20 protein-coding genes and 1 tRNA gene are annotated in these 26,977 nt (G+C 62.0%); 13 read left to right on the top strand and 8 right to left on the bottom strand.

Annotation, left to right across the window (positions count from 1 at the left end):
* Positions 1–334: 334 nt before the first annotated feature.
* Entirely contained in the window at positions 335–808 is a 474-nt protein-coding gene (gene msrA / locus JNK74_05205) for a peptide-methionine (S)-S-oxide reductase MsrA (protein MBL7645571.1), read from the bottom strand.
* A gap of 219 nt (positions 809–1,027) precedes the next feature.
* Here msrA and JNK74_05200 point away from each other — a divergent pair, with 219 nt between their 5' ends.
* The 4 genes from JNK74_05200 (at position 1,028) to JNK74_05185 (ending at position 5,467) form a co-directional block, all read left to right on the top strand.
* On the top strand, positions 1,028–1,975 hold the full coding sequence (locus JNK74_05200; GenBank protein MBL7645570.1) for a rhodanese-related sulfurtransferase: 948 nt from the start codon (positions 1,028–1,030) through the stop codon (positions 1,973–1,975).
* An 80-nt stretch (positions 1,976–2,055) separates the two neighbouring features.
* Positions 2,056–2,661 (top strand): hypothetical protein, encoded by a 606-nt coding sequence (locus tag JNK74_05195; GenBank protein ID MBL7645569.1) that lies wholly within the window; start codon positions 2,056–2,058, stop codon positions 2,659–2,661.
* Positions 2,662–2,774: 113 nt separating this feature from the next.
* Positions 2,775–3,662: a nucleotidyl transferase AbiEii/AbiGii toxin family protein gene (locus JNK74_05190; GenBank protein MBL7645568.1), complete on the top strand. Its 888-nt coding sequence runs from the start codon at positions 2,775–2,777 to the stop codon at positions 3,660–3,662.
* Between the two features lie 176 nt (positions 3,663–3,838).
* Positions 3,839–5,467 (top strand): 2,3-bisphosphoglycerate-independent phosphoglycerate mutase, encoded by a 1,629-nt coding sequence (locus tag JNK74_05185; protein ID MBL7645567.1) that lies wholly within the window; start codon positions 3,839–3,841, stop codon positions 5,465–5,467.
* A 94-nt stretch (positions 5,468–5,561) separates the two neighbouring features.
* Here JNK74_05185 and JNK74_05180 read toward each other — a convergent pair whose 3' ends face one another.
* The 4 genes from JNK74_05180 to JNK74_05165 form a co-directional block, all read right to left on the bottom strand.
* On the bottom strand, positions 5,562–5,927 hold the full coding sequence (locus tag JNK74_05180; GenBank protein ID MBL7645566.1) for a M23 family metallopeptidase: 366 nt from the start codon (positions 5,925–5,927) through the stop codon (positions 5,562–5,564).
* A 1,007-nt stretch (positions 5,928–6,934) separates the two neighbouring features.
* On the bottom strand, positions 6,935–9,097 hold the full coding sequence (locus tag JNK74_05175; GenBank protein ID MBL7645565.1) for a beta-galactosidase trimerization domain-containing protein: 2,163 nt from the start codon (positions 9,095–9,097) through the stop codon (positions 6,935–6,937).
* 180 nt (positions 9,098–9,277) lie between these two features.
* Positions 9,278–10,684 carry a DUF3748 domain-containing protein gene (locus JNK74_05170; GenBank protein MBL7645564.1) on the bottom strand — a complete coding sequence of 469 codons (1,407 nt, stop codon included), beginning with the start codon at positions 10,682–10,684 and terminating at the stop codon, positions 9,278–9,280.
* A 168-nt stretch (positions 10,685–10,852) separates the two neighbouring features.
* Positions 10,853–11,878 carry a DUF1559 domain-containing protein gene (locus JNK74_05165; protein ID MBL7645563.1) on the bottom strand — a complete coding sequence of 342 codons (1,026 nt, stop codon included), beginning with the start codon at positions 11,876–11,878 and terminating at the stop codon, positions 10,853–10,855.
* A 724-nt stretch (positions 11,879–12,602) separates the two neighbouring features.
* On the opposite strand from JNK74_05165, the gene JNK74_05160 reads away from it, so the two are divergent.
* The 3 genes from JNK74_05160 (at position 12,603) to JNK74_05150 (ending at position 15,942) form a co-directional block, all read left to right on the top strand.
* Positions 12,603–13,574 carry a DUF1559 domain-containing protein gene (locus tag JNK74_05160; protein ID MBL7645562.1) on the top strand — a complete coding sequence of 324 codons (972 nt, stop codon included), beginning with the start codon at positions 12,603–12,605 and terminating at the stop codon, positions 13,572–13,574.
* 179 nt (positions 13,575–13,753) lie between these two features.
* On the top strand, positions 13,754–14,056 hold the full coding sequence (locus JNK74_05155) for a DUF485 domain-containing protein (GenBank protein ID MBL7645561.1): 303 nt from the start codon (positions 13,754–13,756) through the stop codon (positions 14,054–14,056).
* A complete protein-coding gene (locus JNK74_05150) occupies positions 14,056–15,942 on the top strand; it encodes a cation acetate symporter (GenBank protein ID MBL7645560.1) in 1,887 nt (628 codons plus the stop codon). Before JNK74_05155 ends, JNK74_05150 begins: the two co-directional genes overlap by 1 nt.
* 468 nt (positions 15,943–16,410) lie before the next feature.
* On the opposite strand, the gene JNK74_05145 is transcribed toward JNK74_05150, so the two are convergent.
* Positions 16,411–17,562, bottom strand: coding sequence for a VCBS repeat-containing protein (locus JNK74_05145; GenBank protein ID MBL7645559.1), 1,152 nt, complete (start codon positions 17,560–17,562; stop codon positions 16,411–16,413).
* A gap of 806 nt (positions 17,563–18,368) precedes the next feature.
* Between JNK74_05145 and JNK74_05140 the strand changes: the two genes are divergently transcribed.
* From JNK74_05140 to JNK74_05125, 4 genes are all read left to right on the top strand, one after another.
* Entirely contained in the window at positions 18,369–19,184 is an 816-nt protein-coding gene (locus tag JNK74_05140; protein MBL7645558.1) for a flagellin FliC, read from the top strand.
* A gap of 251 nt (positions 19,185–19,435) precedes the next feature.
* Positions 19,436–20,251 (top strand): flagellin FliC, encoded by an 816-nt coding sequence (locus tag JNK74_05135; protein MBL7645557.1) that lies wholly within the window; start codon positions 19,436–19,438, stop codon positions 20,249–20,251.
* Between the two features lie 207 nt (positions 20,252–20,458).
* Positions 20,459–21,280 (top strand): flagellin FliC, encoded by an 822-nt coding sequence (locus tag JNK74_05130; GenBank protein MBL7645556.1) that lies wholly within the window; start codon positions 20,459–20,461, stop codon positions 21,278–21,280.
* A gap of 210 nt (positions 21,281–21,490) precedes the next feature.
* A complete protein-coding gene (locus JNK74_05125; protein ID MBL7645555.1) occupies positions 21,491–21,847 on the top strand; it encodes a flagellar protein FlaG in 357 nt (118 codons plus the stop codon).
* Positions 21,848–22,091: 244 nt separating this feature from the next.
* Here JNK74_05125 and JNK74_05120 read toward each other — a convergent pair whose 3' ends face one another.
* Positions 22,092–23,084, bottom strand: coding sequence for an aldo/keto reductase (locus JNK74_05120; protein MBL7645554.1), 993 nt, complete (start codon positions 23,082–23,084; stop codon positions 22,092–22,094).
* Positions 23,085–23,265: 181 nt separating this feature from the next.
* Here JNK74_05120 and JNK74_05115 point away from each other — a divergent pair, with 181 nt between their 5' ends.
* Positions 23,266–24,159, top strand: a complete 894-nt coding sequence (locus JNK74_05115) for a hypothetical protein (protein ID MBL7645553.1) — start codon at positions 23,266–23,268, stop codon at positions 24,157–24,159.
* A 110-nt stretch (positions 24,160–24,269) separates the two neighbouring features.
* Here JNK74_05115 and JNK74_05110 read toward each other — a convergent pair whose 3' ends face one another.
* Positions 24,270–26,690, bottom strand: a complete 2,421-nt coding sequence (locus JNK74_05110; protein ID MBL7645552.1) for a LysM peptidoglycan-binding domain-containing protein — start codon at positions 26,688–26,690, stop codon at positions 24,270–24,272.
* 203 nt (positions 26,691–26,893) lie between these two features.
* Here JNK74_05110 and JNK74_05105 point away from each other — a divergent pair.
* Positions 26,894–26,970: transfer RNA gene (locus JNK74_05105), tRNA-Met, on the top strand.
* Positions 26,971–26,977 lie beyond the last annotated feature (7 nt).

The raw sequence follows: 26,977 nt of genomic DNA, 5'->3' as shown, positions 1-26,977 counted from the left end.
ACGGCATTCATTCGAAAGTGGCAGGTGTATCAACGTGGGTTGGGCTTCCAGCCTGACCTGAACACCTCGATTGCCAAAGGGGCCTTGATTGCGCCTCGAATACCAGGACTTTCTATCTTAGCGACACGCACTCTTGTGAAAAGAAAACATTTGGTCAGGCTGGAAGCCCAACCCACATTGGTGCGCGACCCAATACTGAAGACTATAGGTATGCGCGACGTATCCTGGTCAATGAGGTGACACCCAAAGACGAGAGCAAGAACCGATGTTCGTTCTACTCGACGCGGGTCGACTATCGGGGAAGCGTGAAAAGTCTTAGAAACTTCGACCCTTCTCAGCCCACGTGACACTGGGCCAGACCGCGCTTCTCCAGATAGCGCTGGTGGTATTCCTCGGCCGGGTAGAAACGGCCCGCGGCGGTTACCTCGGTCACAATGGGACTCCGGAAAGCACCCAGGTTGTTGAGGGACTCCTTCGCGCTCTCCGCGGCTTTCTGCTGCTCCGGGGAGAGGCAATAGATTACGCTCCGATACTGCGTGCCAATATCGGGACCCTGGCGGTTCAGCGTGGTGGGGTTATGACACTTCCAGAAAACGTCCAGCAACTTCTGGTAGGAGACCTGGGCCGGGTCGAAGGTGACTTCCACGACTTCGGCGTGGCCCGACTTGCCCGTGCACACATCGTCATAGGTCGGATTTTCCATGTGGCCGCCGGAGTAGCCCGACACCACCTCCAACACACCCGGGACCTGGCGAAAGGCGGCCTCCACACCCCAGAAACAACCCGCGCCAAACATTGCCTTTTCCATAACTCAATTCCTCCTGCCCTTGCATTCAGGGGGTACGTTCACCCTCTAAGTATACGGCACAATCCGCATTTTGACCAGACCCGGACACTGCCCGTGCCTCTTTTGCTAACGCAAAAGGGTTTCTCCTTATTCCAACGGCCTCCGGCAGCCAAAACAAGACAGCGCGGGGTACGCCATGGCATAATACCGGCCAACCCCCGGCTCTATTCGGAGCAACCGATGAAATCTTCCACCTCCCATCCACCTATCGTCATCGCGGCTCTCTACCAGTTTGCCCGGCTGGACGACTGCGCCGCGCTCCGGGACGCCCTGGAGCAAGTCTGTGTGAATCATGGGCTTAAGGGAACCTTGCTCCTGGCGCCCGAGGGCATCAACGGCACCATCGCAGGCTCCCGCGAAGGTATTGACGCAGTGCTGGCCTGGATCCGCAGCGACGCGCGCCTGGCCAAATTGGAACACAAAGAGTCCCTGCACGAGGCACAACCCTTTTACCGTATGAAGGTGCGCCTCAAGAAAGAAATTGTTACCCTGGGCGTGCCAGGAATCGACCCCAATGTCCAGGTGGGCCAGTATGTGGCGCCGAAAGACTGGAACGCCCTGATCCAGGACCCGGACGTGGTGGTGGTGGATACGCGAAATCATTACGAATTCGAAGTCGGAACCTTCCAGGGGGCCATCGACCCGGAAACGACCACTTTTCGCGAGTTCCCGGACTATGTCGACGGGCATCTGAATCCCGAACAACATAAGAAGGTCGCCATGTTCTGCACCGGAGGTATCCGTTGTGAGAAAGCCACGGCCCTCATGCTCTCGAGAGGCTTCAAGGAGGTCTTTCACCTTCAGGGCGGCATCCTGAAGTATCTGGAGGAGGTACCCGCCTCCGAGAGCCTCTGGCAGGGCGAGTGCTTCGTTTTCGACGAGCGCGTGACCGTGGGCCATGGTCTGGCGCCGGGGGATTACGAGCTCTGCCGGGGCTGCCGCATGCCCGTCTCCGCCGAAGACCGCCAATCGCCCGATTTCCAGCCCGGCGTCTGCTGTCCCCGCTGCGCGAACCAGCTTACGGACGAAAAGGCCGCCCGCTGCGCCGAGCGCCACCGCCAGGTGAAGCTGGCCGAAACCCGCAACGAACTCCACGTGGGCCGGGTGGACGCGCGCAGCGCGGGCTGAGGGGCCCAAAAAACGACCCTGCAATCCCAATCGGGCTTTTGTATTGACAAGATGTCAGAAAAACAGATAATATTTCTGACATGAGCACCATGGAAAAAATCCGGCAACATATGAAAGCGCTTCCCGAAGGCCAGCCTGTAAGCACGCGGTCGCTATTGGGTTACGGTTCGCGCGCGGCGGTGGACCAGGCCCTGTCCCGCCTGGTGAAGCAGGAATACCTGATTCGTCCCGTGCGGGGGGTCTATGTACGACCGGAGCACAGCAAATATGTGGGAGTCGTGCCGCCGGATCCGATGGAAGTAGCGCGGGTACTGGCTGAGCCTTATGGCGGACTCGTCCAGGTGCAAGGTGCGGAGGCGGCGAGGATGATGGGATTCAGCACCCAGATGCCAATGCGGCCCATTTACTATGTCAATGGCCCTTCCAGAACGTTCTACTTGGGCAATCTTCGCGTGGAGATGAGGCATACCAATGCTCGAAAATTGATCTTGGCTGGACGGCCTGCGGGCATTGCGTTTACTGCACTTTGGTATCTTGGGAAGTCCGGTGTCTCCCAGATTCGTCTCAAACAAGCCGAGAATCGTCTGACAGCCAACGAGTTTCGAGCGTTGCTCGAAGTCGTTCCACAAATGCCTGGTTGGTTGCAGCGTCACTTCCGAGCGTACGCTGCGGGAGAACGCACGTGACAGAATATCTTCGATTGCCCCCGGAGGAACAACGTAAGCTACTCCAAACCGTCTCCAGCCTTTCGGGCCTATCTGTGCAGGCGGTAGAGAAAGATATCTGGCTATGTTGGGTACTGAACGAACTGTTCAAGGTTCGAACAGAAGTGCGACTCGCGTTCAAAGGAGGAACCTCGCTTTCCAAGATTTTCAGAGCTATCCAACGCTTTTCCGAAGACGTCGACGTTACCTTAAACTTCAAGGATCTTGTTCTGGATCCTGAGATTGATCCCTTTGATCCCGGGACTTCGAAAGCGGCTATCAAGCGCTATAGTGATCAGCTGAAAAGTGCGCTCCGTTCGCATGTTCATGAAGTTATCGTGCCATCCTTGTCGACCTCCCTTGTCGCGCTGACAGGTGCATGGGACATGGTGACCGCAAACGATGAAGGTGACCTTCTCCACTTGCACTACCCAACCGCGGTCACTCCCCAACGAAACAGCTTGGGCAGTTCTGTGCTCATCGAATTTGGTGGAAGGAACACAACACTTCCCAGCGGGCCGTACCATGTTGAAACGATCGCATCATTTCATATCCCGAGCAGTATATTCCCAGTTGCCGACGTTATGACGCTTGCGCCAGAACGAACTTTCTGGGAGAAGGCCACACTTATTCATGTTGAATGTAACCGGCAGCGCCAGGTAACCCCCAATCGCCTGTCCAGACACTGGTATGACTTGTATAAGCTTGGCAGCAACGAGATCGGACAGCGCGCGGTTGCCGACCGCCCTTTGCTGGAGGACGTCGTGCGGGTCAAGAAGGCGTTCTTCAATGCGAGCTATGCGCGCTACGACGATTGCCTGGAACATCGTTTCAAACTTGTTCCGGACAGCGTCTTATCGGCTCCACTCGAAAGAGATTATCTTGCGATGATTGATTCAGGCATGTTTACGTCGCCGCCACCCACATTCCAGGAGATCGTCGACGGGCTGAGGCAGCTCGAAGATTCCATCAACCGGCGTTAGGCAAGCTACTCGCTTTTGCATCCCCCGGAGCCCCTTCGCTACACTTAGGCCCCGGCGGGACGCATTTCCGCCCTCCACGTTCCCGCTAGTCCGCGCCCTCCGCGCGCGCGGACTCCGGCCACACCAATGACCCTGCGCGCAACCCGCGCGCCTCGCCACCAACAGGATTTTTTCCCATGAGCCCGTACACGCTGAAACCCCTGAAAAACTATACGCCCTTTGAAGGGCCGCTGCTTTTTATCATCATGGACGGCGTCGGCCTGGGGCCACAGGACGAGTCCGATGGCGTATTTCTGGCCTACACGCCGACCATGGACAAGCTCTTCAAGGAGAAACTGTTCACCAAGCTTAAGGCCCACGGCCTCGCGGTGGGCCAGCCTTCGGACGACGACATGGGCAATTCGGAAGTCGGCCACAACGCCCTCGGCGCGGGCCGGGTGTTCCCCCAGGGCGCAAAACTCTGTAATGAGGCGATTGCCAGCAAGCGCATTTTTGACGGCGAATCCTGGAAGACCATCGTAGCGCGTGCGAAGAGCGGCGGCACCGCCCATTTCATCGGGTTGCTGTCCGACGGAAACGTCCACAGCAACATTCAGCAGTTGCTCGATATTCTGGACCGCTGCGCGGAGGAGCAGGTGGCGCGGGTGCGCTGCCACATCCTGACCGATGGCCGCGACGTGGGCGAGAAGTCCGCGCCGGGCTACATCGAAGCGCTGGAAGCCAAGCTGAAAGCGTGCAGCGTGGACGGGCGGGATTATCGCATCGCCTCCGGCGGCGGGCGCATGTACATCACCATGGATCGCTACGACGCGGACTGGGGCATGGTGGAGCGCGGCTGGAAGGCCCACGTTCTCGGTGAGGGTCGGCAGTTTGCCTCCGCCATGGAGGCCGTGCAGACCTACTACGCCGAAGACCCCCGCGTCACCGACCAGCACGTGGGCGAGTTCGTCATTGCGGAAAACGGCAAGCCCGTGGGCACGATCGAGGACGGCGACTCGGTAGTCTTCCTGAATTTCCGTGGCGACCGCGCCCTGGAAATCACGCGCTGCTTTGAAGAGGGTGATGAGTTCGACCGCTTCGACCGCAAACGGTGTCCGGACGTGTTTTACGCGGGCATGATGCAATATGACGGCGACCTGAACATCCCGAAGAACTATCTGGTGGTGCCTTCCCGCATCGACGGCGCCATCAGCGACTATCTCTGCGGCTCCGGCGTGAAAAGCTTCGCCATTTCCGAGACCCAGAAGTACGGCCACGTCACCTATTTCTGGAACGGCAACAAGTCCGGCTATATCGACGAGACGCTGGAAAAGTTTGTGGAGATCCCCTCGGACAACATGACCTTCGACAAGCGTCCCTGGATGAAGGCGGGCGAGATTACCGATACCTTGCTGGAGGCTATTGAGTCCGGCCAGTACAAGTTTATCCGCGCCAACATGCCCAACGGCGACATGGTGGGCCACACCGGCCATGCCCTGGCCGTGCGCATTTCGGTGGAGGCGGTGGATCTCGGTCTGGAGCGCCTGCTGCGCGCCGTGGAAAAGGCGAAGGGCATTGCCGTCATCACGGCCGACCACGGCAACGCCGATTGTCTCTTCACCGAGAAGAAGGGCGTGCGCGAGCCCCACGTGGCCCACACGCTCAACCCCGTGCCCTTCGTGATCAAAGATTACTCCGGCGCCAACGAATTCAAGCTGACGGAGATCGACACGCCCGGGCTCAGCAATGTGGCCGCCACGCTGATCAATCTGCTGGGTTACGAGCAGCCCGCGGAATATGATCCCTCGCTGATCGAATTGGCCTGAGGCTACCCCCGAAAAGCAAAGTCCCCGGGGAGCCGCACGCTCCCCGGGGTGGGTGTGACCTGATTGCGCCAGGTTAAAAAAGGGTGACGAAAGACTAGTCCCGCCGCGCAAGGCGCAGGTTGCCGTCTTTCAAATAAGGTAGAGGATTGACCGACTTGCCGTCCTTGCGCACCTCGAAGTGAAGGTGGGGACCCGTGGAGCGACCGGTGGAACCCGCATCGGCGAGCAAGGTGCCCGCGGTGACGGTTTCCCCTTCGCGCACGTGGTTGCGCGAAGCGTGGCCGTAGACCGTCTCCAGGCCGTCTTCATGGCGAACGATGACGGTATTCCCATAGCCGCCTTTGAAGCCGCTGAAGGTCACCACGCCGTCTTTCAGGGCGGTGATGCCGGTACCGCGCTTCACGGCCAGGTCGATACCGTCATGGAAGGCCATTTCCCCGTTGAAGGGATCCTTCCGCATGCCATACTCGGAGCTGATCCGGGCCTTGCCATCCAGCACGGCGGCCCAGGGATTGTCCCCCTGTTCCCCGCCATGGTCGTGATCCACCAGCCCCTTCAACACCGAAAGGGCGTTGGCGGTCTTGTTCAAGACTTTCTGGAGCGCCAGGGCGGCGTCCGAGGGCTCGGGGCCGGGCCCGCCCGCGGCGCCGTGGGCCTCCAGCGATTTGGTGATCGTCTTCCGGCGGACTTCCGCGCGTTCAGGCATGAGATTGGCCGCTATCTTCACGGGGCCGACACCCTGGGTGAGTTCCGTGCCGAGCAGGGTGTCCGTCGGGGCAACAATCGCAGGCGCGGCGGCGCCGGGATCCGCCAGGGGTTTCGACTCGACCAGGGGCTGGGCCGACACGCGTGGCGTTTCGGGCAGGGGTGGAGCGGGTGCAACCTGGGCCGCCTCGGCCGGGCCACGATTCAGCGGGCTGAGGTCAATGCTCTGGCCGGGGTGAATCAGATTGGCGTTGCGCAGGCCGTTGAAGCGGGCCACGGCGTTGACCCCTTCGTAGACTTCGGCGTTGGTCGGTTGCTCGCCCCGCGCAACGAGGTAATCCCGGACGATCCTGGTCAGGTTCTCGCCCGTTTCCACGCGGTGGGATGTATTAACGTTCGCGGACGCCGTCTCTGGAAGGGAGAAGGGGGGATAGGGACTCTGGGCCAGGGCCGGCGTCCGCGTATACGTTGCGCTGCTCTTAACCGTGGGCGGAACGGGTGCGAGATTGATGTAAGTCTCTACGTTCATTCGGGTCGACCTCGGTTGAAACTACGATTGCAACCAGCGTAGAGCAAGCATCGGGCCAGATTCGGGATGGCCTATAAAATGGGCCTGAAATGGCAATATTCAGCCCGGTGCGCGAATTTTCGGGACCCGGCACTGGGAAAATGTTTCCGAGCAGGGGAAATAGTTGCGGGCGTGTTCCCGCCACAACGCCGAGGGGAATTCACGGAAATTCGACCGAGACTTCGTGCCCGTTCCTATTTCAGGTCCAGCACGATCACCTCATGGACGTCGTTCACCAGCAGTGACGCCGTATCGCCGTCCAACGCGATTTCGGTACTCGGGTTCACGCCCCGTGCGGACTCGATCGGGCCACGGGCATGAATCTTCGCCCGGTAGAGGGGTGTGTCCACCATCAGCTCGGGAATGGCCCACGGGCGCTTCACATCCGTCGATCCGGGCGGAGTGAGGAATCCATTGAAGTGAACACGGTAAGTCCCATCGCCGCCGCGGGTGACCACGGTCTCGACATAGGCCGGCGCTTCGATGGTAAGGTCCGGCTTGGGCAACAGGGCGCGAATGGCGTTGGCCAGCAACGCGCGCGCCTCTGTGGTGCGGTACTCGCCGCCCGCCGCCATGCCGGGCGACACGGCGAAGGTCAGCACGCGCCCTTGGCCAAGGGCGTTGAGCAGGATTGCGGGGCCAATGGCTTCGGCCGCCGGACTCGGGAAGGTGGTACCTTCCAGCCCGTCTTTTTGTCGCTGGGTGCGGATCGGTGCGTGAAGCTGACCGAGGGGTCGCGCGTCCACGGGCTCGTAGACCACCGCCGGGCCGTAGACCAGGTGGGGCCACCCCGTCGGCACATTCTCCAACAGGCCTTCGGCCGCCTCGGCTTCGTCGAAGGACACATAGTTGTCGCTGTCCGCGATTACGCGGGCGACTTTCGCGCCAATGAGCGATTCCAGGCTGGAGTGCGACTGGGGCGTCCCCATGGCATCGAAGCAGCCGGAATTTCCCGAGACGATCAGATTTCCGCCGCCGCGCACATAGGCTTCGAAGAGCGCCAGCTCCGCCTCTCCGACTATCGCGGTGTCGGGCATCACCACGACGGGAAAGGCCGTCAGCGTCTCCGCGCTGAGGTTTTCATCCAGCAGCACACCGGTCGTGAGATGTTCATAGGTTGCGGCCTTGTAGGCGCCATTGAAGGGAAGCTGGTACTTCTCCCGCTGCTCCCGGCCATACCAGTCCCGGGCGCGTGCCGAATAGTAGATTCCCACATCGTATACCGGCGTCTGGCCGAAGTGTTCTCGTTTGCCCTGGACCTCCTTGAAGACCTCGGCCATTCGGTCGTAGGCCACGGGATCAAGCTGGCCCTCGAAAGGCGTCTTGTCCACGATGGTCACCTGAGCGCCGTGCATGAGCAGAGCGAACATCTCCCAGCGGAGATCATTGAGCGGACGCGTGGTCTGATCGTGGTAGAAGCGGGCGCCGCGCTGCATCACCACCTGGTAGCGCCGTCCTGGCGTGGAGGCCCGCACAAATTCCGCTGTCATTCCTGCGGCCAGGGCGCTGAAACCCCATACGCCACTTTCGCAGGTGACAAAATCGCCGATCCCCGCATGCTGCACGGGACGCTGGCCCACTTCAAAGGTGAAAGGCGGGTAGCCGTGAAAGTTAAAGTCGACCGTGGCCTTCGGAGCCCGGGCGCGCACGAAGGCAAGGGTATCCCGTTCAAAACGCGCGCTGGTCTCGTAGCGGAATTCCAGCATCCGATCCCAGGCGGCGTCCCAGGAGACGCCCGTGGGCATGGGCTGACCAGGAAACTGCTTCTCGAACTCGGCCCTGCAGTTTGTGCAGAAGCAGCCATAGGGCGGGCCAAATCCCTGATCCACCATGTCCACATGAAAGCCGCCCACGCCCTTGGTCAGAATCTCCTCCAGCAGCGCATGGACGAAATCGCGGTAGGGACTATTGAGGCAAAGGCGTCCCGGAATAGCCTGGCCGTCCGGACCGACCATGCCCCACTCGGGGTGATCGCGGAGAACGAGCCCGCCCGCCTGCACCACCACGTAGGCAATGACCGGAAGGCCGCTGGGCTTTGCGGCCTCGACCGCCTCCGCCAGCGGATCGCGATCACCCAGGCCGGGCACCTTGGGCATGAGCTTCGAGTCGTAGTAGGCCCATTCGTGATCCCGCGCCCAGAGCACGAGATACTCCGAGCCCATCTCGATCTGCTTTGCGACAATCTCTGCGCCGTTGAAGCGCGAGGAATAGCCCAGGTCCCGCGGGTCGGAGCCCCACTGCGCGCCGGACGGGCCGACCTCCATGCCGATGAGTCTGGTCTGGTACCAGGGGAGATCCTCGGCGACGATGTGGGGGGCAATGAAGAACAGCGACGCGATAACGAGCAGTGATTTCATGTGAATGACTCCCAGGAATCAGACTGAAGAACGCAAAGTACTTCTCGAAACAGCGGGAATATCGATCAACGATTCCGACGGAACGGAATTTCGTGAAATTCCGTGTCTTCCGTGGTCGGCCCTTTTCTTGACCCGGAAGGGCACGGAATATCACGAAAACATTCGCACTTGAGCGACCGGCTACTCGCCGAGGCCGTCCACGATACCGTCCCCATTTTTGTCGGGGAAGGGCAGGGTGAAAATCTGGAGGATATCGGTGCCGTCAAAGGCTTTTACGATTTTGCCGTCCGGGCCCTTTGTGGGCACCGCTTTGTTAAAGGCCAGCATGGCGCCGTCCTGCGAACTGGTCAGCTTGATGCGGTCCGGGCTGTCGCCCTGGGGCGTGAGGAATACCGAGCGGCCGAAAAGCGGACCAGGCTTCACACACGTCGCCACGATACCGTTGTTGCTGAAGCTGAAGACCGTATTGCCGGACGGATGCCAGCGAATGCCGTCGGCCGAGCCTTCGGGCAAATGCGTGGCCTGCTTCGGCTGCTTCTCGGGGTCGGACGACTTGTCCGAACCGTCGGAGGCGATGACAAACACCTGGGTCGTGCCATCAGGCGCTTTGGCGTGATAGGCGATCCGCTTGCCGTCTTCACTGCCGCGCACGGTGCCCCCGGCCCACGTGTGGGTCAGGCGCCGGATGGCTGTGCCTTTGGGCGGCGTCGGGTAGCGATCCGGGCCGCCCGAATCCGCCGTGGTCACATCCACATCCGCCGGGATATCGACAACAAAGAGGGAGGTCTCGTAGGTCTCGCCGTCGTCGTTGCGCACCTTGCCGATGAAGGCGCGCATAAGGCCGTGGCGGCCCACCCAGGAGTCCGCCGACGCCATTTCAACTTCGCCGGGTTTTGCGGTGCCGGTGGGAACGACCGGAACCAGGTTGGCGAAGTAGTGACTCGCGCCGAGCGGGGCCTTCGCATGGGGCGCCATGAAGCCGACCGTCCTGCTGTACTGAGGCAGCAGAAAATCGTCGTAGGTAAAGCCGATGCGCTGGCCGTCCAGCGTGAACTCGTGGCGATGCGTGCCGCCCCGGTGCGCGCCGGGCGTCGTGTCGCGGTCGGTGGCCACATCGCGGGCGTCCAGCCAGCTCTTCTCAAAACCGCCTTGCTTTGCGGGCGTGCCGCTGCCGTCCGTCATGACCGTGGCGCCCTGACGATTGGGTTTCGCGTAGGGGCCGCGCTCGGCAACTTCCTCCACGGCCGGCCCGTGAATAAAGGCCACGCGGTTCTCCGTTCCCGAGAAAGACACGGCGCCCACGCCGGGCGCGGCGCCTTCGCCGATGACCACTTTCGGCGGGGTATACAGCAGCGTTTCTTTGCCCGTCGCAATTTCCACCACGTAGATTTCCTGGCCGTTGTCGATACCGGGACCGTCCATGTTGCGCGTGTCGTAACAAAGATATTTCCCGTCCGGCGAGAAGTTGTCGTTGTTGTCCAGGTCGTGGTTCTTCGGGCTGGTGGTGAGCTGCTTTTCCTGGGCGCCGGCCCCCAGGATTCCCGCGGCGACTGCGGCAAGTGCGAACATAATGCTGATCCGTCCCATTGTGATGGTTCTCCTCTCCAAGGCGGCGGGCGGGGGTGAGCCCCACCCGTAATTGACTATCCACGATAGCCCATGGGCGTCCGGGGAGTCCAGCGTGCCTGGCACACACAAAATGGCGCGCGGCCTGAAGGCCGCGCGCCGTTATCACCGAGGTTTGGGGTGGTCCGGTTATCCGAAGAAGCTCACCAGACCGGCATAGCTCTTACTGGCGGGGAATTTGCCCGGATATTTCGAGAATTCCACGTGGCCGTCCATGTACAGCACATTGGCCCCGCCCGGTATGTGGTTGTAGAGGCCGATGCCACCCGCTTCCGCTTCGCCGGAGGCGATCGTGTCATAGGTTACCGGCACGGTGCTCTGCGCTCTCGCCGATGCGCCCGGGTTGTTGATGTCCGTGATGACAAAGCGCTCCACACCTTCACGGAGGCGGAGTATCACGTCGCCGTCACCCGACCCGATGTTCAGGGGGTTGAAGACACCGCCCACAAGGGGGATGCTGGCGGCGTTGACGTCGTTGTCCATGAACTGATCGTTGTCTTCGTTGATATTCGGCGTGGCGGGATTGTCGAAGGTGAGAGGATTCTCGCCCAGGTACGGCGTCCCGTTTCCGATGAGCGCATAGGCCAACACGGCCGCGATCTGCGCGTTGACCAGAAGCGTACCGGGGGTCAGCCCGAGAATTGCGGAGGGAACCGTCGGGTGGGTGTCTTCCGTCTTATCCGTGAGATACCCATTGTACGAGTAGCTCTCGTCGCTCTGTGTGATCTGACCGACGCAGGTTCGAGGGCAAAGGCCGGTGCCGTTGTCAACCACCAGGTCGATGGACTCCGCGGTGCTGCCTTCGAGGCCGGCATCCGACGGGCAGATGAGCACCGCCGGATCGGTCAGGTATTCGGGATAGAGCTTGCTCATATCGGCCATGAAATCACTGTCGTCCAGCGTATTGTCGCAATTCGGACAGTTGCTGTCGTCGCCGTAGATCTCGTCGCCATGGAGCGGGGGCCACTTCTCGCCTTTACTCTCATTGGCGTACATCTTGTAGATTATGCCGAGTTGCTTGAGATTGTTCTGGCAACTGGCCCTCCGGGCGGCCTCGCGGGCGCGGGCAAGCGCCGGCAACAGGATCGCCGCCAGAATGCCGATGATCGCAATGACCACCAGCAACTCAATCAGTGTAAAACCATTCTTCCTCATTGGATATGACTCCTTCGCTTTGGCTAGTTGTCTTGAAAGTTCGATCCGCTCTTTAAGTACACAACCAAACGTGAGCTCGCCCGCGTGTTGCACGTTCCTCCTTTCCTACCTGGCCTTAACCGCTCCCCGCGACCGGCCAACTGCGATGCAACGCGCGTATTACTATGCTATTAAATACGCAACTGGATGAGTTGTCAATACAAAAATTGCCGTGATCGGGCCCGTGCCGTGCGTCGGGCGTCACCGCCGGGCGCGTGCGGGATTCGGATTTCCGGCGCCGAGACCTTGCTATCGATGGCGGTGCGCCGGGCCAGGCATGTGGCAGCGACAGGCGACACGGACCGCGTCGCGGCCCGACCATGGGAGTGGCGGAAAGCATCGCGCGTATACACGCCGAATTCCGGCGGTGCGCCCGCCCCTCGGTCGCGGTCCGCAGCGGACTCAAAGTGCGCGAATCCATAAAAGCCCGCGCACCCTGTGGTGTCCTATTATTTTTCATTGACAAATCGGCGCATTCGATTAACAATATGCGCTGCGAAGGTTAGGGCCGAACGTGACGGTTACTTACTGGTCGTTAGCATCCAACAGGAGAGTCGCAGGGGACGATAGCGTGCATGCAGGGGCAGTGGTGGCCGGACAGGCAGTCCGGCCGGAGCAATATTGTGGTTGGCACTTGAATTTGTTTTGTCTTTAATCAAGAACTCATATGTGAGGACGAAGTATCATGAAACACAAAGGATTTACCCTTATCGAACTGCTGGTGGTTATTGCAATCATCGGTATCCTTGCGGCGATTCTACTGCCGGCGCTGGCCCGAGCGCGCGAAGCCGCCCGCCGTGCCAGTTGCCAGAACAACCTGAAACAGTGGGGCTTGGTGTTTAAGATGTACGCCAACGAAAGCAAAGGCGAACTTTATCCCGAAATTGCTCAATATCGCACAACACCGGGCTACCAATGTCGAGATACGTCGACGGGTAAGAACTTCCCTACAAACGCCCAGATCCTTCCGACAGCCACAGAATCCCGCACGGCTTTCCACGCCAAGGTTGGACGGATTTATCCCGAGTACTTGACGGATCCGAACATTTACATTTGCCCGTCGGAAGCGAACCCGGGTCTGGTGGCGAATCCCGACTCGGGCGAACCGTGGATCCACCTTGAGTGTGCCGACTACGACTACGGCAGCTCCCAGACAGACGAGAGCTACCTGTACATGGGATTCGTACTGGACGATTTCGAGACGGCGACCGTTCCCGCCGCCGCGTTCAACTCCGATCCGGCTTTTGCGTCCTTCACACTTCCGAATCAGCTCGCCGCCGTGCTGTTCTGGTTGGACGATCAGGGCACTTTCGACGCCTGCAATAACCCCATCAATACGAGTACCGTTGCCACGGCCACGGGTGGCCTGATCCCCGCGAACTCCGGTAATGCCAAGGGCACTTCCATTGCCCGCCTTCGTGAAGGCGCGGAGCGCTTTCTGATCACGGATATCAACAATGCCGGCGCAAGCTCCAAGGCCCAGAGCACGCTTCAGATCTCCGCCGACATCGCTTCGGTCACGCCGACGGGCTACAACCACATCCCCGGCGGTTGCAACGTGCTGTTCATGGACGGACACGTTGAATTCCGTAAGCTGGGCGAGACCGGCTTCTCCTCCAAGGCCTTCGCGGCCCTGACGGGTGTAGGCGGCGCCTGATACGGGTGCGTGAATCTCATTTAGCTTGATATCGAGGGCCGGTACGCCACGGATGGTGTACCGGCCTTCGCCGTTTATTCGGGCCACGCGGCGACGGCCTCAGGTTGAACGGCTCGTGCCGGATAGGCTTTACTATGCCGAACGGGGCGCAAGGCAGCAGCCGGATCGCAAGGAGAGTCATGCATTACCACGAAGATCATTCCCACGTCGTCAACCGCAACGCGCGGTATGGCCTTATTCTGTTCGCGATATACGTCGCGCTGTACGGCGGATTCGTGTTTCTCGCCGTGTTCCGCACGGAAGTCATGGGCGCCATCATGCCGGGCGGGGCGAACCTCGCCATTGCCTACGGATTCGCGCTGATCGGCGCGGCCCTGGCCCTCGCCCTGGTCTACGTGTTCCTATGCGGCAAGGCGGTGCCCCAGTCGGCCGCCGGCGACGCCGAGCAGAAAGCCCGCAACAACGAGACGGAGTCCCACTGATGCTTTATTCGACTTCGCCCGCGGCCATCATGGTCTTTGTCTTTTTCGTGGCCACCGTGCTGGGCCTGTCCTTCTACCTGGGCCGGCGCGGCCAGAGCGCCAAAGGCTATTACACGGCCCACGGCCAGATTCACTGGGCCGTGAACGGCGTCGCCTTCGCGGGGGATTACCTCAGCGCGGCCTCCTTCCTCGGCATTTGCGGCCTGATCGCCTTTTATGGCTACGACGGCTTCCTCTACTCCATCGGCTATCTCGCCGGCTGGGTGGTGGCGCTTTTCGTTATCGCCGAGCCCATCAAGCGCCTCGGCAAGTTCACCTTCGCCGACGCGCTGGACAGCCGCTACGACTCCCAGGCGATCAAGCTGGCCGTGGCCATTTCCACGCTGGTCGTCAGCGCCTTCTACCTCATTCCTCAGATGGTGGGCGCGGGCGCGCTGATTACGCCCCTGCTGGGCCTGCCCCACTATGCGGGCGTCCTGATCGTAGGCGTCACCGTGACCCTCATCGTGGTTACGGCGGGCATGGTCTCCACCACCTGGGTACAGTTCATCAAAGGCTTCCTGCTGGTGCTGTTCTGCGCCGCCCTCACCATCATGATCCTCGGGCGCGGCTTCAAGACCACGCCCCAGGAAGCGCCCCGGAGTCCCGAGAGCGTCCGGGCCGAAGTGACCGCTCAGGGCGGTCAGATCGATGAAAAAGCCTGGCCCGACAAACCCTACGTGAAAGTGACCTCCGCCGAGGGGGTCGAATCCGTGCTCCGCGTGACCGATGCCGGCTGGGTGGCCACCCAGACCCTCGTGGTGAAAGCCGATGGCACGAAGCTGGTCAACGGACAGCCCCAGTCGATGGATCACGACCTGACGCCCGTGGGCACCGTCTCCGCCCTGCCCGGCGGCGTGGAGTCGACCGGCGCCGTGGGTCCCGTGGAATACTTCGACACCCTGCGCCAGTCGACGGTGACCACTTGGAGCAAGGAAGAGCTCAAATCGGGCGATACCAAGACCGTGGTGTACTACCCGGTCCAGAAGAGCGGCGCCGATTTGCTTACGCCGGGCGGCTACTTCAAAGGTATGACTTCGCCGAAATTTACCGACAAGCTTGACTTCATCTCCCTCATGCTCGCCCTCTTCTGCGGCACGGCCTCCCTGCCGCACATCCTGATCCGCTACTACACCGTGAAGGACCAGGCTTCGGCCCGAAAGAGCACCGTGGTGGGCATCGCCGCCATCGGCTTCTTCTATGTGCTCACCCTCTACCTCGGCCTGGGCGCCATGACCTCCGGCGCCATGGACGTGACCGACAGCAACATGGCCGCGCCCCTGCTGGCCCGCACCTTCAGCGAAATGATGTTCGCCGTCATCTCCGCCATCGCCTTCACGACCGTGCTCGGCACCGTCTCCGGCCTCATCATGGCCGGCTCCGGCGCGGTGGCTCACGACCTGCTGGAGAATTATTTCCAGATCCCCATGAATGATCACCAGAAAGTGCTCTACGGCAAGTTCGCCGCCGTGTTCCTCGGGGTCGGCGCCATGATCCTCGGCGTCCTCTTCAAGGACTTCAACGTGAGCTTCCTGGTCGGCTGGGCCTTCAACATCGCCGCCTCCGCCAACCTGCCCGCCCTGGTGATGATGCTCTTCTGGCGCCGCACCACCAAGCAGGGTATTGCCGCCGCCGTGTTTGTGGGTATGACCACCTCCCTGATCTGGATCCTGATCTCCGGAGACACCTATTCCAAAGTCTACGGCTGGGACCCCACAACCTCGATCATCCCCTTCAGCCAGCCCGCCCTGGTGACCATCCCCCTGGGATTCCTGGTGCTCATCGTGGTGTCGCTGCTGACCCCGAAGCCAGAGCACTCCGTGGCCGAGGAGTTGGCGGAGGCGTAAGAAAAAGATCGCCCCCTCGGACCGGGAAGATCCCGACCCGAGGGGGCGAATCAGTAACCACCGACAGAGCCGGGGTTATGAGGAGGGCCCCTGAAATGGGCCGGTTGGTCCAGGTAAACGTTCTGTTCGCCAGGGCCTATGGGGTCCATCGGGGTGAAACGCGCGGCTCGATATTTCTGGATTGCTATGGAGGCCCGAAACGTTACCAATCCGCGAAGCGGATGGCAGATTCGCGTCGTATTGCGCGACCATCCGCTTCGCGGATTCAAACAAGTTGCGGGACATCGACCCGGGGCTTAGGCCCCGGGCTATTGACTGCCGCTCCTACGGAGCTAATATGGGTTCCAGCGTGCGGTACCCGTCGCGATTCATGTCCCACGCGTTGCCACAGGGACCAATGCAAAGGCCAAACGGCGGAGCCTGTTGAATTCTCTCCGACAGCGCCGGTGGATCAGCCTGGATTGAGCATTACTTCATCCCCAGGTTCTTGAAGAGATACACGCCGCCTTTGCCGGGCGCCAGAACATCCTTCCAGCCGTTCCGGTCCACGTCGTCCACCCAGAGGTAGATGCCCGTGCCGGCCGCGGTGTCGCCGGGGCCGAAATCGATCACGTGGCGCTTAATTTCTCCGCCCGTCAGGGGGTAGTAGTACAGGCCCACCGGATCCGCCGCGCCGGGGTCGCCGTCGTTGTGGGCGCGATACCGCTTGCCGGTAATCAGTTCGGGAGCGCCGTCGTTGTCCAGATCCGCCAGCACCATCTCGTGGAACTGGGAGCGGTCCGTCTCGATGTCGTGCTTCGTCCAGGTGCGCTTGCCGTCGGCTTCGCCCTGTTCATACCAGGCCAGGCCATAGTCGTGGCCGCTGCCGGCGATGAGGTCGCTCTTGCCGTCCTTGTTCATATCGTGAACGATGATCGGGATGCTGGCTTCGCCCAGCGCGAGCTCGGCGTGGTAGGTCCAAGGCTGCTCAAAGGGCTTCTCCGGCGCTTCCAGCCAGCCCAGGTGCATGATCAGGTCGCCGCGACCGTCCCCATTCACGTCGCCAAAGCCCAGCCCATGGCCTTGCGGCTCCGCATAGACATCCACCCGCTTGAAGGTACCCGTGCCCTTGCCGGCGGCGTCCCGCTCAAGAATGAAGATGGCGATGCCGTTGTTGGGCAGGTTCGGCACCGCCTCCACATGGCCGTCGCCGTCGATATCCCAGAAGCAGCCCCGCTCCACGTTGCCCACTTCGGCAACCTCGTGGACCGTCCACTCCACCGGCTGGCCCTTGGGATTCTCGCGCCAGACCACTTTCTTGTTGAACCAGCCCCCCGAAACCACGTCCAGGAAGCCATCCCCGTTCACGTCCAGCGGATAGTTGGAGAAGTCGTCGTAGTATTCGGCCTCGGTGTAGATCTTGCCTATCAGGTGTGACGCGGTGAACTCCGGGCCGGGGTGCCAGTACTCCCCGCAGACTATATCCATACTGCCGTCGTTGTCCACGTCGAAGAGCGAGCCCGCCTCGTAGGTTCCCGTACCGATTCGCTGCTTGTCAAAGGCCAACTCGGCGCTGGCTACGGTGGCCGTGAGTCCAAGAAGGGTGATTCCCGTGGCAATCGGGCGGAATATTTCAGTCATCATGCGTGAAGGTACTCCCCGCGCCGGCGGCCAGACCCGCCGTGCGCTTCAAATTCCGTGTAAATGCGGTCGGATGTCATGATCAGCCAGTACCGGGGGCCTTGTCAAGCCGCTTGTGGGGACGAATAGGTGATCACGACGAGGGGAGGCTGCGCTAAAGTTTTGGGCGTGATTTCGGAAAAAAAATCATGAACTTTAAAAAACATTTTTGCGGGGTATGCGGGATCTATGGGGCGCGCCACCCAAAAACTGCGGGTATGCGTTGGTTTCCGATTTCTTGCGAATTTCTGCGTCGGTGCCGCCCGCCGAAACTTTTTTTCGGAAAGCGCTAAAGTTCCGCCTAAAGTTGCCGATAAAAACTACAGGTAAGCCGAAATAGAACCTGACGGCGACTAAATTTGAAACCTGAACGGCGCGCAGGGACGCGCGCCACGCAACATCATGGAGGATGAACGCGAAAAAGGCGGGGTATGCGCCCGCACGAGGGTCCTCGGACCCGGTTACAACATTTGAATCACTTGAATCTTGATCGAAATTCTTCGAAATACGCCGGCAAGGTGGGCAGGACGCCCCCGACCCCGGCAAGAAACGACCTCGTTTCAGCAGCAGGCCGCCCGATGCGGGACACATTGGGTGACCAGTACGCTGAGACACGAAGCAACGAAATCAATGGGACCGCCCGTTTCAGTTGAACGGGTTTCTGGCCGACGCCGCGATGGGACGGAGCTCGCAAGGGCTTCTACGCGGAAGAAGGCCAGTGGTAGCGCAAGGACGCGCAAAACCAACCACTCACGGAGGAATACATCATGGGACTTCGCATCAATACCAACGTTTCCGCGCTGAACACATCCCGCGTTCTGCGCCGCTCCACGGGCGATTTGAACAAGAGCCTGGAGCGCCTTTCCAGCGGCCTCCGGATCAACCGGGCCGCCGATGACGCGGCGGGACTGGCGATTGCAGAAGGATTTCGGTCCGTAGTACGCGGTTCACAGGTGTCGCAGCGCAATTCGCAGGACGGCGTCAGCCTCGTGCAGACGGCGGAAGGCGCGCTGAGCGAGACGACCAACATTCTTCAGCGCATCCGCGAACTGGCGGTGCAGGCCTCCAACGGCACGCAGAGCACCGACAACCGTCTGGCGCTCACGCGCGAAGTGAACGAACTGATCGGCCAGATCAACGATATCGCCACGAACACGCAGTTCAACGGCATCAGCGTGCTGAGCAGCGCGCAGACCGTGACGCTGCAGGCGGGCGCCTACGTCAGCCAGACCCTCACGATCCGGGTCAGCGGCGCGCGCGCGGCGGATATCGGCGTGAGCGCGGTGACCCTTTCGGTCGCTTCGCTGGCGGTGGCCGCGATCAGTACGGTGGACAACGCGCTGCGCAGCGTGAACACGCTCCGCAGCACGCTGGGCGCGTTCCAGAACCGCCTGGAGTTCACGATCAATACCCTGGCGATCCAGGAAGAGAACTCGGCGTCCTCCGAAAGCGCCATCCGCGATGCGGATATGGCCCAGGAGACGATCGCCTTCACCCGGAATCAGATCCTGGTGAGCGCGGGCACGTCGATTCTCGCCCAGGCCAACGTGGTGCCCCAGACGGCGCTGCAGTTGCTGGGATAGCATGAGTACGGGTTCAGGGCGGCCGGGCCCCGCTGAGGCGGGACGCCGGCGGCGGAGTCTCCGGCGACCGGCCGCCCTGTTGAACCTATAAATCCGAATTAACCTGTTAAGCGAAGAAAGGAGGACCGCTGGACATTGGGTTATGGTCGAGTCGCGTCGAGCATGGCCGCATAAAGTGTCTTGTATGTACCAGTAATCACAATGACGGAGGGTAAGGGAATCCCTCTGGCCACTCATGGAGGAAAATAGCTATGGGACTCAGAATCAATACCAACGTCGCGTCATTGAACGCGGCCCGGACGCTCCAGCGTTCAACCATTTCTCTCAATCGTTCATTGGAACGCCTCTCCAGCGGCCTGCGGATCAACCGCGCGGCCGACGACGCGGCGGGCCTGGCCATCGCCGACGGCTTCAACTCCGTCGTCCGCGGGTCGCAGGTCGCCCAGCGCAACACGCAGGACGGCGTCAGCCTCGTGCAGACGGCGGAAGGCGCGTTGAGCGAAACCACCAACATTCTCCAGCGTGTTCGCGAGCTTGCGGTGCAGGCCTCCAACGGCACGCAGAGCACGGACAACCGTCTGGCGCTGACGCGCGAAGTGAATGAATTGATCGGCCAGATCAACGACATCGCGACGAACACCCAGTTCAACGGCATCAGCGTGCTGAGCAGCGCACAAACGGTAACGCTCCAGACGGGCGCCTACGTGAGCCAGACCCTGACGGTCCGGGTCAGCGGCGCGCGCGCGGCGGATATCGGCGTGAGCGCGGTGACCCTTTCGGTCGCTTCGCTGGCGGTGGCCGCGATCAGTACGGTGGACAACGCGCTTCGCAGCGTGAACACCCTCCGGAGCACCTTCGGTGCCTTCCAGAACCGCCTCGAGTTCACCATCAACACCCTGGCCATCCAGGAAGAGAACTCGGCCGCGGCGGAGAGTGTCATCCGCGACGCCGACATCGCCCGTGAAACCATCCAGTTTACGCGCAACCAGATCCTGGTCAGTGCGGGCACCTCGGTGCTGGCGCAGTCCAATGTGGTTCCGCAGACGGCCCTCCAGTTGCTCGGTTAGTTGACGACCGGGCGGCACGGACCGCCAACCAGATTGATGGGCCAGGCCCCGGGATCCCCCTTCGGGAGATCCCGGGGCTGAGCCAACAACCTTGAGAAAGGAGCCTGAGAGCAAGCAGCCCGAGGCCGGGAACGGTCGGGGGTCGCGAGCATACGCATGACTTGGCGGGTTAGGGATGGCCCGCCGGGTTAACCAGGAGGTAAGACCATGGGATTACGAATCAATACGAATGTCCCGGCGCTGAACAGCGCCCGGACGCTCGACCGCTCCACCCGCGCGTTGAACCGCAGTCTGGAGCGGTTGAGCAGCGGCCTGCGGATCAACCGCGCGGCCGATGACGCGGCGGGCCTCGCTATCGCCGAGGGTTTCCGCACGGAAGTACGCGGGTCCCAGGTGGCCCAGCGCAACGCCCAGGACGGCATCAGCCTTGTCCAGACGGCGGACGGCGCCCTGAGCCAGACCACGAATATCCTCCAGCGCATTCGCGAGCTTTCTCTTCAGGCGGCCAACGGCACCCAGAGCACCAACAACCGCACCGCCCTGAACACCGAAGTACAGGAACTCATCGCCCAGGTGGAAGATATCGCCCTGGACACGGAGTTCAACGGGATTGCGGTGCTCAGCGCCAACCAGTCCATCACCCTGCAGTCCGGTTCCTACGTGAGCCAGACGTTGCGCGTTGCGGTTGCGGGAGCGCGCACCTCGGACCTGCGCATCAGCGCCATTACCGTCAGCACGGCGGCCGGCGCCGTGGCCGCCATCAGCCTGGTGGACGTGGCCCTGGCCAGTGTCAACAGCCTTCGCGGAACCCTGGGCGCCTTTCAAAACCGCCTGGAGTTCACGATCAATACCTTGGCCATCCAGGAGGAAAACGCGGCCGCGTCGGAAAGTGTAATCCGCGATGCCGATATCGCCCGGGAAACCATCCAGTTCACCCGGAACCAGATCCTCGTGAATGCCGGTGTTAATGTTCTCGCCCAGTCCAACGTGGTCCCACAGTCCGCGTTGAACCTGCTGGGTACTACCTGAGCGGGCTATGGCCGGACGGGTCACTCGTGACCCGACCCGGAGCCCGGACGGGGCCGTGCCGTGCACGGCGCCGCCGCCGAAACAACCGTCAGTTTAAGAGCGGAATGAAGCCGGAAACCCGGAACGCGCCAGGGAAGCGCGCGGAACGGGTCAACTCGGGTGTTGCCAGCGGCGACACCCGGCCGGAAGTTCCGCTGGAAAGGAGTCGATATGGGAGTTACAGGCATTAACAGCAATCCCCAGGGGACGCTGGATGCCGGACGTGTTCCCTACGTCCCCGAAGCATCCGCCAAACCAGCCGCAAGCCGCCTGGAAGCCCGGCCCGAAGCACCGCCGGAATCGACCTCGGTCGAACCCGAGCCCCGCGGCGTGCCCCAGACCCTGGCCGTACGCCAGCAATTGCCGCCCAACACCCGCCTGCGCGTGGATGAAGAAAGCAATCAAATCGTCGCCCAGATCCTGAACGAAAACAATGAGGTCGTCCGGCAGATTCCGCCGGAGGCGTTGCTGGAATTGTCCAGCAAATTCAATCGCCTCGAAGGCCTCCTCTTTGATCGCGAATCCTGAGTGATCCCAACAGCGCCTCCGCCCGCCGACAACACGGCAGGCGGAGGCGCTGTGTTTTTTATGGGTCTTATGGGTCTTATGGGTCCTATGGGTCCTATGGGCTGTCTCTGCCCACAACCCACAACCCACAACCCACAACCCACAACCCACAACCCACAACCCACAACCCACAACCTACAGCCTACAGCCCACAGCCCACAGCCCACAGCCCACAGCCTACAGCCTACAGCCTGCAGCCTCAGACCTACCCCAGCGTCCCGAGTGCCTCGGCTTGCTCCCGGATGAACGCGAGGGCCGCATCGCCCAGCACGAGGCTTCCCGCCCGGGCATTTTCGTGTACCTGCGCCTCGGTGCGGGCGCCCACGAGCGCCGTGGTGACACCGGGCTGGTGCACAAGCCAGGCGGTGTAGAGCTGCCCCAGGGTCACGCCGAGATCCTGGGCCAGGGGTTCGACTCGGCGCAGCATCTCGATGATGCGGGCGCGATTCTCGGTCTTGTAGAGCACATTCTTATTGCGGATATCGCCCTCGGGAAAGGTGCGCTCCAACGTGACCCTTCCCGTCAGCAAGCCCTGTGCAATGGGACTGTAGGCCAGCACGCCAATATGCTGCTCCACGCAGAAGGGAAGCAGTTCCGCTTCGGGCTCGCGCTGGAGCGCATTGTAGCGGGGCTGCACGCTGTCCACCCGACCCTTCGTCTGGCAGAGGCGGATCATGGCCGGATCAAAATTGCTCACGCCAATCGCCCGAATCTTCCCGGCTTCTTTCAGGCGGAGCAGCGCTTCCATGGTATCGTCCAGCGGCCAGGTGCCGTCGGGCCAGTGGATCTGGTAAAGATCAATCACGTCGGTTTCGAGGCGCTGGAGGCTCTGCTCGCACTCTTCGATGATGGAGTCCGGTCGCCCGTTGCGGTAAATGGTGCAGGGCGTGCCGTCGTTCATCGTCGTGTCGAGCTGCTTCTGCCCCTCCGCCCGATCCCAGCGCATGCCGCACTTGGTGGCCAAAATGACCCCTTCGCGTCGGCCGCGCAAGGCCCGGCCCACCAGAATTTCGCTGTGGCCCATGCCGTAGCTCGGGGCCGTGTCGATGCACGTAATTCCCGCATCCAGCGCCGCATGGATGGCCCGGACCGCATTCTCATCGTCGGGGCCGCCCCAGAACCAGCCGCCGATGGCCCACGCGCCGAAACTGACGACGGGCAGATCGAGGCCCGAATCTCCGAGTGATTGATAACGCATACAATTTCTCCTGCGCTTCGACTATACTGCTTGAAAGCATTATGATGGGAATCGTGGATGAGGTGCAAGACCCGCAACGGGGCCTGGCGGAACTTCCGACCCGATGGCGTGTTTCATTCCGTGGCAGAGGCCTGTAACCGCGACCCAATGTGGCCGGACGCAGCTCAAAAAGGATAACACCATGAAAAACGTACTTTCTGTTCTGCTGGGCGCGGTCCTCGGGGCCGTGCTGGGTGCCGGGGCCATGCACCAGTGGATCATGCCCCAGTTGATGGATTCCGAGACGAAATTGTCGGAGGCGGAGCGGAAGCTGGCCAGTATTCAAACCGACAGCGAAAGCGCCGGGGAAAAGCTGGCCCGCCTTGAAGCCGAACGCAATCAATACAGCGAACGCCTCGCCGCCCTGCAAGCGAAACTGGAAGAAGCCACCGGTGCGAAGGCGGTGACCCCGGCCGACGTGGCGCTGCCCGAAGGGGACGGCGCGGTGGATGCCTCCACGGATACCCCGGAGGACACGCCCGCACCCCCGCTGGAAGACGAAAGGGGACCGGGACGCGACCGGGGCGATCGGGGCGATCGCTGGGGTGGAACACCCGAGGAGCGGGAGGCCCGGCGCCAGGAATTCGCCACGCGGATGCAGGAGAACATGTCGAATTTCTTCACCGGCGAACTGGAAAAATCGGCCACGCCGGAAATGCAGGAGCGGCTGGTCGCGCTGGAGCAAAAGACCCAGGAAATGTTGGACTTGCGCAATCAGATGCGCGCCGCGGAGACGGACGAGGAGCGGGAGGCCCTGGGCCAGGCCTTTGGCGAGACCATGGCGGCGGCGCGGGAGATCATGCAGGAACAACAGGGCGACATGCTCGGCGCCATCGCCACCCAGTTTGGTATTACGAAGGAAGCCGACCAGGCCGCCTTTGAGCAAGCCGTGCGCGGCGCCATGGACAGTCCCATGTTCAGCGACAACCCCGGGGCGCTCCTGTGGAATGCCGGACGGACGGGGGAAGGCGGGGGCGAAGGTTTCGGAGGCCGGGGCTTCGGCGGTGGCGGTTTCCGCGGCGGACCGGGGCGCTGACCCCTTTTCAGCTTCCCTGATTGCGGAGATTATGAAGAGAGCGCAACGAGGATTGATCGTCCTCCGTGCGCTCTCTGCTTTTCCATCCGATTCCCGTCGCGAATCCCCGGTTACGGCGTACTCCCGCTGATCGGGGCTTCGGCTTGTTTCGGCACCTTGAGCTTCCAACCGATCTGCACGAGATCCGCGCTCTTGAGATTGTTCATCTCTATCAGCTTCTGCTGGGTGGTGCCAAATCGCATGGCGATGCGCCGGAGATTGTCGCCGGCGACCACCTCGTAGGTCTCGTAGGTCCCCGGGGCCGGCTCGGCGACCGCAGGCTTCTCCACTTCGGCTTCCTCGGGTTCGGAAGGCGCCACCGCTTCGGCGGGCGCGGCTTCCGGATTCGCTTCGGCCACGGGAAGGTAGACCACCAGAGAATCACCCGCGTTGATTACCGTGTCCTCGGGGCTCAGACCATTCCACGACTGAATCTCGGCAACGGTGACGCCGTACATGCCTGCGATGGCGCCCAGACTTTCGCCCGAAACCACGGTGTGCTCGCGTTTATCGGTGTCCGGCGGCTGAGGCGCGGGAACCGTGGTCTCCTTCGGCTTTTCCTCCTCGCTCGGCGTGGCTGGAACAGGGACAAGCTCAGGCGCGGCAGCCTCCGTGGGGGCGGGCTCCGTCGGGGTTTCAGGCGCGGCAGCCTCCGCAGGGGCGGGCTCCGGAACGGCGGCGGCATCTTTCGGAAGCTCGTGTGTCGGCGCTTCCGCGGGAGCTGCGGGCTTTTCCTCGACCGGCGTAGCCTCCGCAGGTTTCTCTTCCGCGCCGGTCGTGGCCGGTGCGGCCTCGGCGGCGGGGGCCTGGATCTTGATAACCTGGCCGATCTTTACCACGTCACTTTCCAGCTTGTTCCACGCGCGCAGGTCGGCCGCGCTGACCCCATAGCGCTTGGCGAGGGCGTTCAGCGAATCGCCCTTCACAATCGTGTGCTCCCTGGGAGCCTCGGGCGCGGGTTCAGCCACGGGGGCCGGTTCCGTCGTCGGGGCGGCCTCCGGTGCGGGTGTGACCGCCGTGACCGTTTCGGGCGCGGGTACGGGGGTGGGAGCCGCATCCGTTGTCGGGGCGGCCTCCGGTGCGGGTGCTGGCGTCGCAGCCGGTTCGGGTGCGGGCGTCGCGGTCGGTTCGGGTGCGGGCGTCGCGGCCGGTTCGGGTGCGGGCGCGGGTGCTTCGGCCACCACGGGGACGGGCGCTTGTGCGGGGGACGAGACGGGCGTGCCCAATCGACCAAGACTATCCTTCATACGCTGGCGGCTGGCGGCAAACTGATCAACGGGAAAGTCGCTGCGCTTCGCCAGCCGCACAAAGGTATCGCAGATGGCGCGCAGTGTGGCCCGATCCACGTCCTGGAGGATGACCGCATCACACCCGCTGAACAGGGCCTTCAGGGCGATCTCGTCCCGAGGCAGATCCCGCGTCATGGGGTGGCGTGTAATATCACTTGCGATGAGCAGGCCCTGGTACTGCCAGTCCTGGCGCACGAGCAACTGGAGCAACTTGGGCGAAAGGGCGGCGGGTCGGTTCGGGCGCTCTTTGTCAATACCGGGCACGGCCATGTGACCCACGAGCATGCCGGGGGCGCCCGCGTCCACCGCCGCCTTGAACGGCTCCATGGAGGCCGCCAGGGCATCGATGGGCTCCGCCGGGATATGCCAGACGCCTTCGGGCGAATTCACCGCAAGTCCGGCACCGGGAAATTCCCGCGCCACCGCCATGAGGCCGGCGGCGTTCAACTGGTTGATATAGGCCAGGCCCGGACCAACCACGGCCTCGTTGCTGGAGCCCAGGGTGGTCAACTCCAGGCGCGCTTCCGACACCCCCGGATTGAACACATCCATCGCCGGGCCAAGATAAACCCCCACGCCCTGCTTCAACCCTTCCCGGGCCTGCGCCGCCGCCGCGTCCGGGCTCAGTCCCTTTTCCGAGCCGTCCCCGTCGACCGCCAGCAGTCGCGGCAACGCGTGCTCGGGATCATTAAAGATGATCAGGGGCGGATCCGTAATTTTCGTGCCCAGACCGGTCGCCTGCTTGATCTGAAGCACCAGGGCCGACAACTGAAGGGCATCGGTCACATTCTCCGGCCCCAGGACAACGCCGCCCGGCTTGAACTCGTTCAGCCACTCCAGGGTGTCGACATCCGCCTTGGTGCCCTTGATACCCGTGAACAGGTGGGCCGCGGGCCAGAGTCCAGCGACATCCGCGTCAAAAGGAGGCGCCTCCACATCCGGCGCGGGGGTGGGCGTGATTACCGGCTCCACAGCCGGGGCCGGGGTGGGTGCGGGGGGTGACGGCGGCGTCTCCGCGGGTAACGGCGGCGGGGGCACATCCTGCGCCACGGACAACTGGGGTGGATTCTCCACGACCGGGGGCGACTCCACGATGGTTGAACGCGCGCCCCAGCCGATGACCGTACCAATGACAATGCCGAAGATAAACGTCAGGATGAGATTTCGGGAAATCTCAGAAGCTTGCTTATATCCTTCATTCACCGGAAGGCCTCCGTAGTGGTGACGCCGGGCCACGGCGTGACGCCGGACCCGCCCAGATTCTGCGAAAATACCGCGTGGCGCACGGCCCGCAGCCCCTGGGGGGACTATAGCATCTTGCGGGCGGCTGGTGCATATCGATTCGGCCCGGGAGAAAATTTTGAAACGACCCCGGATTCCTGTGGTACAATACGGTTCTCTTGTGAGGCGGTGTAGCTCAGCTGGTTAGAGCATCGGAATCATAATCCGAGTGTCCGCGGTTCAAATCCGTGCACCGCTACCATTTAAAT

This window comes from Candidatus Hydrogenedentota bacterium (genome assembly GCA_016791475.1).
Taxonomy (GTDB): Bacteria; Hydrogenedentota; Hydrogenedentia; order Hydrogenedentales; family JAEUWI01; genus JAEUWI01.
The sequence above is the reverse complement of the archived record's forward strand: the minus strand, read 5'-3'. Positions and strand labels throughout refer to the sequence as shown.